Raw genomic sequence first — 12,176 nt, 5'->3', positions numbered from 1 at the left:
TCCTGAGCCAGGATCAAACTCTCCAAAAAGATGTTTGACTTGCTCATAATTTAAAATAAGAATTAACTTACTGGCATGTATTTTGTTCAGTTTTCAATGTTCAATTTAAGCTTGTCGCAATCAAGCGACTTTATTATCTTATCAAGTTCTAGATGAAAAGTCAACAACTTTTTTATATTTTTTAGTAGCTGTCGTTTTCATCAGCAACGTTTTCTAATATATCAAGTTAGCAAGAAACCGTCAATACCTTTTTTAAAAATATTAGTGAGTGTAAAACATGAAAAGCAGCACGACTCGAATGCGCGCTGCTTACCAAATGATCCATAGTTGTATAATGGCTAAGGAAACTACACCCGCAATCCCTAAAATGCCAGCAATAGCAGAAGTAACAAAATTGATTGGTACGTGCAAGCCATAATCCCCGCTAAATGAATTCAGCAAAAAAAGAAAGCATGCACCAACCGACAGTTTAATGAAAAGAATCCCCATTAACTTTAACGGTGATGCTGGTGATGACATACTCGCTATTAGACTGATCAGCAAAATAAAAAGGATTACACCTCCAGCAATATACAAAGACCTCTCTCCTATTCTCTTAATGAAGTTTGTCCACATTTCAAGAATATGAAAAAGGTTATTGTTTTATGCTGATGTTTCTTTTTCTCGCTTCTCTAAATAGGAAGAAATAGCACGCTTCATACATTTTTGTTTGAGCGGCAAGCTCCTCGTTTGGTTCAAAGCTCAAGCGCAGCAATTCACGATGTTTAAACCATTCTTTTCTGGACTTTTCCAGCAGTTGAATCAGTTGATCATTATAAGCCGCTTGTAACTTGGCTTTCTTTCGGAAAAACATCTTTTTATACTTCCCTTCTGCCTTCGAGTGCTTTAGAAAGCGTTACTTCATCAGCGTATTCCAAGTCGCCACCGACTGGCAAACCGTGGGCAATACGGGTAACCCGAATACCGGTTGGTTTTAATAGACGGGAGATATACATGGCTGTTGCTTCTCCTTCAATGTTCGGGTTTGTCGCTAAAATAACCTCGTTAATCGTTTCATCTTGTAGCCTTTTTAAAAGATCCGGCACATTAATATCTTCCGGACCAATTCCCTCCATTGGAGAGATAGCTCCATGGAGTACGTGATAAAGACCGTTGTACTCTTTCATTTTTTCCATTGCAATTACGTCTTTAGGATCTTGAACAACACAAACAACACTGCGATCACGTCGTTCATCCTCGCAGATAGCACACGGATCTTTATCTGTAATATGTCCACATACAGAACAGTACGTCAGGTCTCTTTTGGCATTGACAAGCGCTTTAGCAAAATCAAGAACGTCTTCTTCCTTCATATCTAAGACAAAAAACGCCAGACGGGCCGCAGTTTTTGGCCCGATGCCTGGCAATTTCATAAAGCTGTCAATGAGCTTAGTTATCGGTTCAGGATAATACATAATTTATAAAACCTCCTAGAAAGGAAGGTTCATCCCTTTTGTAAATTGGCCCATTGTCTTGTTTGTTTCTTCATCCACTTTTTTAAGTGCGTCGTTTGTGGCTGCAAGTACCAAGTCCTGGAGCATTTCTATATCATCGGGATCTACCGCTTCCTCTTTAATTAAAACATCTACAACCTCTTTTTGGCCTGAAATTTTAACTGTGACCATTCCGCCCCCTGCTGTGCCTTCAAACTCTTTTGTAGCAAGCTCTTCTTGTGCTTCCGCCATCTTCTTTTGCATCTTTTGCATTTGCTTCATCATATTTTGCATATTTCCCATTCCACGCATCTTCATCATCCTCCAAATTATTAGTCTTTAACTTCAAGCAGGTCCTCGCCTACAAGTTTTAATGCTTCTGCAATCAAAGGGTCCTCGCTCTGCTCAGCTTCTTGCTCATTGCTGTCTGTTTTCTGTGTTTTAATGAAATTCTTCCTGATCGTAAGCCATGCCTCTTCCGGTACGCAGACAACCTGGTATGTGTTTTCTGCTAGTTCCTGAAGTATAGAAGAAATAGTATCGATAAAGCGCTTATTTTCAGACGCCATTTGGCAATGAATTTCATATTTAAACTTTAACACGAAAGCTTCCTTAGAAGCAGCTACAGGCTCAGCATCATTTAGCAAAGCCGCTTGTGAACGCATTTGCCGCTGCCCTAAAATATCGAGCATCTCTCCCCAGCGGCTCTTAATAAGCTGAACATCCTGTTTCGTTGCTTCAGACAGCACTTTTTCAATTTTAGCAACAGGTGCTCTGAATCCGTTTGAAGAACGCGCTGGCCGTCTCGAAGGTGCTTGCGTATCTGCTTGCTCCGCCTGCTGGATAGGCTGGTTTCTTAATTGCTGGATTTCTTTTTCAAGCGCCTGAATACGGCCAATTAGCTCTTGTACTTCCGGCATATCTACAGATGCTCTTGAAGAACGCCGCTGACAGATCTTTACCAGTGCTACTTCCATATATATTCTGGCATGGTTACTGAATTTCATTTCCTGTTGAGTCTCATTTAATATATGAATGTACTCATAAATGCTTTCCAGCTCCATTTTTTCCGCAACAGAAACAAATACTTCATCAATCATAACCCGTGCAAGCGATTCTTCAAGATGAGGGGCTGTCTTGTAAAGCAGCATATCCCGAAAATAAAGCACAAAGTCTTCAGCAAAACGAGCAGGATCTTTCCCTTGGATTAATAATTTTTCTAAAATCGCAAGAGCAGCCGCCGTGTCTCTTTCCAATATTGCTTCGGCAAGCTCATTAAGCATTCCTTGACCGACAGCTCCCGTAACCGTTAAAGCATCCTCTTCCTTTAATTGATCATCGCTATAGGATAAGGCCTGATCAAGAAGGCTTAGGGCATCACGCATACCGCCTTCCGCTGCACGGGCAATAATCGGCAGTGCCTTTTCATCGTATGCTAATCCACTCTCCTTCATGATCAGCTCCATGCGTCCGACGATCGCCTGTGAAGTAATTCGCTTAAAATCAAAACGCTGACACCGGGAAATAATCGTTAAAGGTATTTTATGAGGTTCTGTTGTTGCTAATATAAACATGACATGTCTTGGGGGCTCTTCTAATGTTTTTAGAAGAGCATTAAAAGCCCCCGTAGAAAGCATATGAACTTCATCGATAATATACACTTTGTATCTTACTGCACTCGGCGCATATTTCACCTTATCACGGATATCACGGATCTCATCTACCCCGTTATTAGAAGCAGCATCTATTTCAATGACATCCTGGATCGAACCGTCTGTAATCCCTCGGCAGGAAGCACATTCATTACATGGCTCTGCCGTTGGTGCCTGTTCACAGTTTACTGCTTTTGCTAAGATTTTGGCCGCGCTCGTTTTTCCGGTTCCCCGCGGTCCAGAAAATAGATAGGCATGGGATATTTTTTGCTGCAGGAGGGCATTTTGCAAGGTTTTAGTGATATGTTCTTGTCCAACAACATCGATAAAACTTTGCGGTCGCCATACGCGATATAATGCCTGATAGCTCATTTTCTCCCTCCTCTTCCGCTATTTCTCTAAATAATATTATACCTTATCTGAATTTGCTTTTTCAAAGTTCTCATAAAAAAACTCATCCCAAATGGATGAGTTGTTTCATTTCATAATTTAATTTAACTGCCGTGCACCTTCCGTCGACTTCTAACCATAAGCGTTACTCAAGCAGTTAGCTCGATCCAGGCTGCCCTGCGGCACATGAGAGAGTCCACTTAATGCTGCTTCCTTCCGGACCTGACATGGTTCATGGGTTCCCATTGCGCAGGACCCGAATGTCAACACCACTTACTTAAGGCAGACCCTACAGTATAGCAAGCCTCGGGAAGGGATTCAGTCCCGCTAGAGCGGATTGCGAGTACAGGGCACCGCTACCTCCCCACCTAGCACGGCAAGATTGATACCATATAGTTAAGGTGCCGAAAATGATTTTATCATTTACCTGACACAAAACATATTATACCCCTATCAAGATAAAAAAGCAATATGTACACTAGGGTAAATCCAATTCCTATTTTTAGCAGTTTTTAGTTAACAAGTCTTGGATGACAGCTTCATTTATTCTTCCTCTTCTGCTGTCTGCTCCTTCCTTCGTTTTTTCTCTTCTTTCTTTTTCTTCCGAAGCTCTCGAAAAAAGTTAGACAGCATATTGCTGCATTCTTCTTCAAGTACTCCTGAGACGACTTCACTTTGATGATTGAAACGGCTATCTTCTAATAAATTCATCAGGGTGCCTGCACAACCTGCCTTCGGATCTTTCGCCCCATAAATCACACGCTCAATCCGTGACAAAATAATAGCCCCGCTGCACATAGGACAAGGCTCCAAAGTAACATAAAGTTCAGCTTCTTCGAGACGCCAAGAACCTACTTTTTGACATGCTTTTTCAATGGCCAGCAGCTCGGCATGCGTAATCGCATTCTGGGTTGTCTCCCGTAGATTATAAGCAGAAGCAATTACTTCTCCGTTTAAAACAACGACCGCCCCAATTGGCACTTCTCCAAGGGACTCGGCTTTCTTTGCTTCTTCAATCGCAAGCTTCATATAAAATTCATCATTTTTTTTCATAAATCCGGCTCCTTTTAGGCGAAATGGGGTAAAAATGACGGTAGAGAAAAAGGAGGAAGTACACATATGGCAGAGTCCAGCAAAAAATATGCTTTATTAATAGTTGATTTAATCAATGATTTTGATTTTCCCCGGGGAGATTTACTTGCTGCTAATACAACAGAAATCTGTCCTTCTATAGTAAAGTTAAAAACATTTTGTAAGCAACAGCAAATCCCCGTTATTTATGTGAATGATCATTATGGTCTTTGGAAAGCTGACTTAAACACCGTTATAGGGCACGCGATAAATAAACGCAGCGAACCTATTATACAGCAGATTAAACCTGAATCTGATGACTATTTTTTAATTAAACCTAAACACTCTGGCTTCTATGGAACAGCCTTGAACACACTTTTACGCCAATTGAACGTAGATTCAGTCATCATTACCGGGATAGCCGGTAATATCTGTGTATTTTTCACAGCCAATGATGCTTATATGAGAGAATATACTATCTATGTTCCTGAAGACGCTATTGCCTCGGAAACAGTAAAAGACAATCATTATGCACTTGAGATGATGCGGACCGTATTGAAGGCTGATACGAGAAAAGTAGACCAATTTATCGAAGAATATTGATCACAATAAAAAAATCCACCGCTTTGCAGAAAGCAGTGGATTTCATTATCTCCAATTTATGCGCTTGTTATCAATAATGGCGGAGGAAGAGGGATTCGAACCCCCGCGCGGTTTAACCCGCCTGTCGGTTTTCAAGACCGATCCCTTCAGCCAGACTTGGGTATTCCTCCGTATCGACAAGAATTAATTTATCATATATTTCTTTAGGATGTCAACATTCTTTTTAAAAATGTAAGGACGTTCATTTTAATCATACTACGTTTATTGTCTGAAGCTTATATAGCTAGACAGTATAAAGCCAGAAGAGAAACGTTCTCTTCTGGCTTTGTCATTTAATGAGTGATTCTTTCTTGTCCTCTCATATAAGGACGAAGCACTTCAGGAATCACAACACTGCCGTCTTCCTGTTGATAATTTTCTAAAATAGCAGCAACCGTACGGCCAATCGCTAATCCAGATCCATTTAGTGTATGAACATGTTCGGGTTTACTGTTTTTCTCGCGACGGAAACGGATGTTCGCCCGGCGCGCTTGGAATGCTTCAAAGTTACTGCAAGAAGAAATCTCACGATACGTAACCTGTGTTGGAATCCATACTTCAATGTCGTATTTTTTCGCCGCTGTAAATCCTAAATCACCCGTACACATACTCATAACACGATAAGGCAGCTTTAACAATTGCAATACTTTCTCTGCATGACTTGTTAACTTTTCAAGCTCGTTATAAGACTCTTCTGGTTTTACAAAACGGACAAGCTCAACTTTATTGAATTGATGCTGACGAATTAATCCGCGTGTATCTCGGCCGGCAGAACCTGCTTCAGAGCGAAAATTCGTGCTGTACGCCGTATAAGCAATTGGCAGTTCTTCAGCGCTCAGAATTTCATCGCGATGATAGTTCGTTACAGGTACTTCTGATGTTGGGATTAAGAAATAATCTTCTTTTTCAATTAGAAAAGCATCTTCTTCGAATTTTGGCAGCTGACCAGTGCCTGTCATACTCGCTCTATTCACTAAGTATGGCGGCAGCATTTCTGTGTATCCATGCTCTTCCGTGTGAAGATCAAGCATAAAGCTAATAAGTGCCCGCTCAAGCTTTGCTCCCATCCCTTTATAGAAGACAAAGCGGCTGCCCGTTACCTTGCCGGCCCGCTCAAAATCAAGAATGTCCAGTTCATCAGCGATTTCCCAATGAGGCTTCGCTTCGAAGTCAAATTGAGGAACCTCTCCCCATGACCGAACTTCAATGTTATCATCTTCCGTTTCTCCAACTGGTACGCTTTCGTGCGGGATGTTAGGGATCGTTAGCAATAGATGATTTAATTTTTCTTCTACTTGATTGAGCTCCTCGTCTAACTCTTTAATGCGGTCGCCAACTTCACGCATCTCTTTAATTAAATGATCGGCATCCTGTTTTTCCCGTTTTAATTGAGCTACTTGCTGAGAAACACTATTTCTTTTGCTCTTCAATTCCTCTGCTTCTACAAGCAATTGACGGCGGCGCTGATCTAATTCTTCAAAATTATCAAGAGCAGACAAATCCTCGCCTCGATGCTGTAAACGATTTTTTACTTCTTCAAAGTTGCTGCGTAAAAATTTAATGTCTAACATAATGGGGTTCCTCCTTTTAATTTTTTGCATACAAAAAACCCGTCCCCTAAAAAAGGGACGAGTTATACCCGCGTTGCCACCCTAGTTGAAAGCTCTTTGCTTTCCACTCGAAAAAATAACGGTTTTACCGTAAACGCCTACTAAAAAACTCGTTCAGCGTTTCTCTCAAGGACGGATTCACAAGCGTATTCCTCCGGTTCGCACCACCCACCGGCTCTCTGATCGAATGATCACCTGTTACTGCTTCCTATCATCGATTTTTGTATAAAATTGATATAAATTAATGTACTACATTCCGTTAGCCGGTGCAAGCCTCCTAAAAACAACCTATATAAAAACGCGGAAAAGAAAAACTTTTCCGCGTTCCAAGCTGCTGGCAAACCTCTTCAGATTGACAGTGTGGAATATAGGCTTTACTACACTCTCAAACGTGTGTTAATTTCGCTTGCTCTGCCATTTGAACAAAATACTTTGTAATGCTATGATCGTCCGTTAATTCTGGATGGAAAGAACAAGCTAAGAAATGACGATCTCGAGCAGCAACGATCCGTCCTTCATATTCAGCAAGGACTTCTGTTCCTTCTCCAACCGATACAATGTGAGGAGCACGGATGAAAACCGCTGTATACGAGTCAGCAATCCCCTTAATGGATAAATCTGTTTCAAAGCTTTCTCTTTGCCGTCCAAAGGAATTACGTTCCACCGTAATGTCCATTAAACCGATATGCGGTTCATCGTAGCCAACAATCTGATTTGCAAGCATAATCAATCCGGCACATGTGCCAAACATCGGTTTCCCTTGGCGTCCAAACTCTCTGAGCGGGTCCATAAATCCGTATCGATCAACAAGCCGGCGCATCGTTGTACTTTCACCGCCCGGAAGAATTAAACCGTCGAGCTCTGCCAATTGTTCTACTTTTTTTACAACGATTCCTTCAGCGCCTGATGCCTCGATTGAGCGGATATGTTCACGAACAGCTCCTTGAAGTCCTAATACACCGATTTTCAACATATGATCCGCTCCTTTTATTACCAGCCGCGGTCTTGCATGCGAGCTGCTGGTTCTAATGTAGAAATTTCGATTCCTTTCATGGCCGTTCCAAGATCTTTTGAAAGTTCCGCAATCAATTTATAATCCTGATAGTGTGTTGTCGCTTCTACGATTGCTTTTGCAAATTTTTCCGGGTTGTCGGATTTGAAGATACCGGATCCAACGAAAACACCGTCTGCTCCGAGTTGCATCATAAGAGCCGCATCCGCTGGAGTAGCTACTCCGCCTGCTGCAAAGTTAACGACCGGAAGGCGGCCTTCACGTTTGATCTCTAACAGTATTTCGTATGGAGCGCCTAATAATTTTGCTTCTGTCATTAATTCGTCTTCACTCATGTGAACAACCTTGCGCACTTGCGCATTTACTTTACGGATGTGGCGAACCGCTTCAACGATATTTCCTGTGCCTGGCTCTCCTTTTGTACGAAGCATCGCTGCCCCTTCACCAATACGACGAGCCGCTTCACCTAAATCACGGCATCCGCAGACGAATGGAACCGTGAAATCGCTCTTTAACAAATGGTACTCTTCATCAGCTGGTGTTAATACTTCGCTTTCGTCGATATAGTCAACACCCATTGCTTCTAATACCCGTGCTTCTACAATGTGACCGATACGTGCTTTTGCCATAACTGGAATTGTAACGGCCTGCATGACTTCTTCCATGATACGCGGATCTGCCATACGTGCTACCCCGCCTGCTGCACGAATATCAGAAGGCACACGCTCTAAAGCCATAACGGCTACGGCTCCAGCCTCTTCAGCAATCTTTGCTTGCTCTGCATTTACCACGTCCATGATGACGCCGCCCTTTTGCATTTCTGCCATTCCACGCTTTACACGATCTGTACCTGTATTCATTCTCTTCTCCCCCTGTAACTGTTTTGGTAAGTGTTTATTTTCCCAAATACACAATTTTTTCACTAGTTCAAAAATTTTATGTATTGCTTAAATATTAATAAACACGAAAAATCACCTTCTGTCAAGAACAGAAGGTGATTTTTATTAAAACCAACCAGTTATCGTATCAATTGCTGCTGTCCAAATCCCAGCAAAGAAGCCGCCAATCGCTCTCATTGAGAGCACAAACCAATTTGCTTTTTCGACTGTTTTAGCCGCTACCATCGGCACTTCCGCTTGATTTTTATCTTTATGGGCAACATATTTCAATTCAGAGCCTTTTTGAGGAGTTAGGGTTACAAAACCAACCACTTTACCTTTTTTTATAGGAGCTTGGACTTTTTCAGAACCCTCTTTTTCCGAACTTTTTATTCTGAATGACTTCTTAAAGTTCGTCTTTTCTCCCTTTTTTACGTATACAGCTAACGAATCTCCAGCCTTAATTGCTACTTGTTTTTCTTTTCCTTTATTTACAGGAGCCGATTCGTATCCTTTTACTGTAGCACCTTTCTTAACAACCTCTTTACGGTCGAATTCATTGAAGCCATAGTCGAGCAGCTTTTTCGTTTCTGTAAAACGAGCTTTATGGTTTCCTTTTCCTTTATCATCAGTAGCATCCATTACGACACTGATCAATTTCTTGCCATCTCTTTCAGCTGTTCCTGTAAAGCAATACCCCGCAAAGTCTGTAGATCCTGTCTTTAACCCAGTCATTCCTTCATAGCCAAATACTAAAGATGGGAGCATCCAGTTCCAGTTTTCCATGTTCGTTTCATCATCTGTACCTTCACGGAACTTCTTCTTCGTAATACTAGCTGTTTCCAGCACTTCCGGATACTCTTTAACTAGATGATAGGCTAATGTAGCAGTAGTTTTAGCTGACATCATATTTTCATCCTTCGCACTGCCTGGGCTTGGATGCATTCCTTTTAAATCTTTGTTGCTTAACCCTGATGCATTGACAAATTTATACTTTTCTAAGCCAAGTTCTTTTCCTTTTTTATTCATTAATTTCACAAAGTTTGCTTCAGATCCAGCAATCGTTTCTGCCAGTGCAATGGTGGCCGCATTAGCAGAATAAATAGTCATTGCTTCGTACAATTCCCGAACATTATACTTTTCTCCTAAACGAAGAGGCACGTTAGATAAACCACGATCTTGTGAAATTTTATAGACGTATTCACTAACCGTATACTCCTGATCCCACGACACTTTTTTCTCTTTAATTGACTCTAATAACAAATATTCTGTCATCATTTTCGTCATACTGGCAATACCAAGCATTTTGTCGGCATTTTTTTCATAAAGTATTTGTCCAGTCTCTGAATCAATTAATATAGCAGCAGCAGCATTGACATTTAGAGATTCTTCCGCCTGTACGCTCGGACGTGGCTGCCAAAGACCTGCCACTAGTAGTAAGCTGAGCATAAAAGCGATCCCTTTTTTGAACATTTGATTCCTCACTAATAAACCCTCCATCTTTTATTCACACATTCGTTATTGTATCACAAACGACTTTTAGAAATATAGAAGAGAAATGGCTTAGTTTTTGCCTCTAAAAGCAAAAAAGCTGTACAAAAGGAAGCATTTCCTTTCGTACAGCTGATCACTTTAAGATAAAGAATAGTTAGGTGCTTCTTTCGTAATTTGTACATCATGTGGATGGCTTTCTCTTAGTCCAGCACCTGTCATACGAATGAATTGAGCATTTTCACGTAGGTCTGTAAGGGTTTCTGTACCACAGTAGCCCATGCCGGCACGCAGGCCGCCAATTAACTGGTAAATCGTTTCAGAAACAGGACCTTTGTAAGGGATACGTCCTTCAATGCCTTCTGGAACAAACTTTTTCGCATCCTCCTGAAAATAACGGTCTTTTGACCCTTTTTCCATAGCACCAACGGAACCCATGCCACGGTATACTTTAAATTGCCGTCCTTGGTAAATTTCAGTTTGGCCGGGGCTCTCCTGCGTTCCTGCTAACAAGCTTCCAAGCATAACAGCATGTCCGCCTGAAGCGAGCGCTTTTACGATGTCACCTGAGTACTTAATGCCACCATCCGCAATAATGGCTTTTCCTTGTCTGCGCGCTTCTGTAGCACAGTCATAAATAGCTGTAATTTGCGGAACCCCTACCCCTGCTACAACGCGTGTTGTACAAATAGAGCCAGGTCCAATTCCTACTTTTACAACATCTGCTCCAGCGTCAAATAATTCTTTTGTTGCTTCAGCCGTTGCTACATTTCCAGCAATAATATTTAAATCAGGGTAAGCAACTCGTATTTCTCTTACCGTATCGATTACTCCTTTTGAATGTCCATGCGCTGTATCCACTACAATAGCGTCTACATTCGCTTTTACGAGCATTTCGATACGTTTCATTGTGTCTTTCGTTACGCCTACTGCTGCCCCTACTAAGAGACGTCCTTGACGATCTTTTGCAGAATTAGGGAACTCAATCACTTTCTCAATGTCCTTGATTGTAATTAATCCCTTTAATTTACCTTCTTCATTCACTAGTGGAAGCTTTTCGATTTTGTATTTTTGAAGAATCTTTTCAGCTTCTTCTAAAGTCGTACCCGTTGGAGCTGTGACAAGATCCTCTTTTGTCATAACGTCCTTAATAAGAATAGAGTAATCTTGGATAAAACGTAAATCACGATTGGTTAAAATGCCAACGAGCTTTTGTTCTTCCTCGTTATTTACAATTGGTACACCGGAAATACGGTATTTGCCCATTAAATGTTCAGCATCAAAAACTTGATGCTCTGGTGTTAAAAAGAAAGGATCGGTAATAACGCCGCTTTCTGAGCGTTTTACTTTATCCACTTGTTCAGCTTGCTGTTCAATGCTCATGTTTTTATGAATAATTCCTAAACCGCCTTGGCGAGCCATTCCAATCGCCATTTCTGCTTCCGTTACGGTATCCATTCCGGCACTGATAAGAGGAATGTTTAACTTCAACGTATCTGTTAATGCGGTTTGCAAACTAACATCCTTTGGTAAGACGTCGGACTTAGCAGGCACTAACAATACATCGTCGAACGTCAATCCTTCCTTTGAAAACTTATTTTCCCACATTTTATGAGCCTCCTGGTCGAAAATATTATTAGTAGGTTATCAATTGGACAAAATACTGTCAAGATATGTTTAATATGTTAGACTTTTTAGAATATTTGGAGGTCTCTATGAATAGCCAACTTTTTCATCAAATAGATCCTTTGTTGCCTTACCAAAATACAGAGGATGCAAAAAAGTTTTTGCAAGCGTCCTACCGCTCCCTTGCCTTGTCTAACGCTGAGGAAGCTGCTTACCATAATTGCGCTCGCTTTATATATAGTTTGGAACATGGCAGCGTTTTTTTAAGACAGTCAGCTCAATCACCACTATCTATTCAGCCTGTTCTTATTTTTTATGGACTCAGCCATTAT

Annotated in this window: 13 protein-coding genes, 1 tRNA gene, 1 other RNA gene and 1 other annotated feature (1 of these 16 only partly in view); of the genes, 2 read left to right on the top strand and 13 right to left on the bottom strand. The window is 41.3% G+C overall.

Translation table 11 applies throughout. From position 1 onward, the window contains the following. Window positions 1-309: 309 nt before the first annotated feature. The 7 genes from AC623_RS20040 to tadA form a co-directional block, all read right to left on the bottom strand. On the bottom strand, window positions 310-576 hold the full coding sequence (locus AC623_RS20040; RefSeq protein WP_231603564.1) for a pro-sigmaK processing inhibitor BofA family protein: 267 nt from the start codon (window positions 574-576) through the stop codon (window positions 310-312). A gap of 58 nt (window positions 577-634) precedes the next feature. Next, window positions 635-853, bottom strand: a complete 219-nt coding sequence (locus AC623_RS20035) for a YaaL family protein (RefSeq protein WP_049665990.1) — start codon at window positions 851-853, stop codon at window positions 635-637. 4 nt (window positions 854-857) lie between these two features. Next, entirely contained in the window at window positions 858-1,454 is a 597-nt protein-coding gene (gene recR, locus AC623_RS20030) for a recombination mediator RecR (RefSeq protein ID WP_049665989.1), read from the bottom strand. 15 nt (window positions 1,455-1,469) lie between these two features. Further along, window positions 1,470-1,784 carry a YbaB/EbfC family nucleoid-associated protein gene (locus tag AC623_RS20025; RefSeq protein WP_049665987.1) on the bottom strand — a complete coding sequence of 105 codons (315 nt, stop codon included), beginning with the start codon at window positions 1,782-1,784 and terminating at the stop codon, window positions 1,470-1,472. Window positions 1,785-1,804: 20 nt separating this feature from the next. Next, window positions 1,805-3,496: a DNA polymerase III subunit gamma/tau gene (dnaX, locus tag AC623_RS20020; protein WP_049665985.1), complete on the bottom strand. Its 1,692-nt coding sequence runs from the start codon at window positions 3,494-3,496 to the stop codon at window positions 1,805-1,807. A gap of 129 nt (window positions 3,497-3,625) precedes the next feature. Further along, window positions 3,626-3,891, bottom strand: an RNA gene (ffs, locus tag AC623_RS21300) — signal recognition particle sRNA large type. A 166-nt stretch (window positions 3,892-4,057) separates the two neighbouring features. Beyond that, window positions 4,058-4,567, bottom strand: coding sequence for a tRNA adenosine(34) deaminase TadA (tadA, locus tag AC623_RS20015; protein ID WP_049665981.1), 510 nt, complete (start codon window positions 4,565-4,567; stop codon window positions 4,058-4,060). 66 nt (window positions 4,568-4,633) lie between these two features. On the opposite strand from tadA, the gene AC623_RS20010 reads away from it, so the two are divergent. Then, the gene (locus tag AC623_RS20010; RefSeq protein WP_049665979.1) at window positions 4,634-5,188 is read left to right on the top strand and encodes an isochorismatase family cysteine hydrolase; all 555 of its coding nucleotides are present in this window, start codon (window positions 4,634-4,636) and stop codon (window positions 5,186-5,188) included. Window positions 5,189-5,265: 77 nt separating this feature from the next. Here the strand turns inward: AC623_RS20010 and AC623_RS20005 are convergent. From AC623_RS20005 to guaB, 6 genes are all read right to left on the bottom strand, one after another. Then, a tRNA-Ser gene (locus AC623_RS20005) sits at window positions 5,266-5,358 on the bottom strand. A 162-nt stretch (window positions 5,359-5,520) separates the two neighbouring features. Continuing rightward, window positions 5,521-6,798, bottom strand: coding sequence for a serine--tRNA ligase (gene serS / locus AC623_RS20000; RefSeq protein ID WP_049665977.1), 1,278 nt, complete (start codon window positions 6,796-6,798; stop codon window positions 5,521-5,523). A 50-nt stretch (window positions 6,799-6,848) separates the two neighbouring features. Then, window positions 6,849-7,061, bottom strand: a binding site (T-box leader). 161 nt (window positions 7,062-7,222) lie between these two features. Next, a complete protein-coding gene (pdxT, locus tag AC623_RS19995) occupies window positions 7,223-7,810 on the bottom strand; it encodes a pyridoxal 5'-phosphate synthase glutaminase subunit PdxT (protein WP_049665975.1) in 588 nt (195 codons plus the stop codon). A gap of 17 nt (window positions 7,811-7,827) precedes the next feature. After that, the gene (gene pdxS / locus AC623_RS19990) at window positions 7,828-8,709 is read right to left on the bottom strand and encodes a pyridoxal 5'-phosphate synthase lyase subunit PdxS (protein ID WP_049665973.1); all 882 of its coding nucleotides are present in this window, start codon (window positions 8,707-8,709) and stop codon (window positions 7,828-7,830) included. A 144-nt stretch (window positions 8,710-8,853) separates the two neighbouring features. Next, the gene (locus AC623_RS19985; RefSeq protein WP_156187143.1) at window positions 8,854-10,200 is read right to left on the bottom strand and encodes a D-alanyl-D-alanine carboxypeptidase family protein; all 1,347 of its coding nucleotides are present in this window, start codon (window positions 10,198-10,200) and stop codon (window positions 8,854-8,856) included. Window positions 10,201-10,359: 159 nt separating this feature from the next. Further along, window positions 10,360-11,826, bottom strand: coding sequence for an IMP dehydrogenase (gene guaB / locus AC623_RS19980; protein WP_049665969.1), 1,467 nt, complete (start codon window positions 11,824-11,826; stop codon window positions 10,360-10,362). 107 nt (window positions 11,827-11,933) lie between these two features. On the opposite strand from guaB, the gene AC623_RS19975 reads away from it, so the two are divergent. Next, window positions 11,934-12,176: the beginning of a YaaC family protein gene (locus tag AC623_RS19975; RefSeq protein ID WP_197090997.1), read on the top strand. It continues 717 nt past the right edge of the window; only the first 243 of its 960 coding nucleotides appear in the window; it begins with the start codon at window positions 11,934-11,936; its stop codon lies beyond the right edge, outside the window.

This window comes from Bacillus sp. FJAT-27231, assembly GCF_001183975.1.
In the GTDB taxonomy this organism is placed as follows: Bacteria; Bacillota; Bacilli; order Bacillales; family Domibacillaceae; genus Pseudobacillus; species Pseudobacillus wudalianchiensis.
This window is presented reverse-complemented; position numbering and strand designations above follow the sequence as displayed.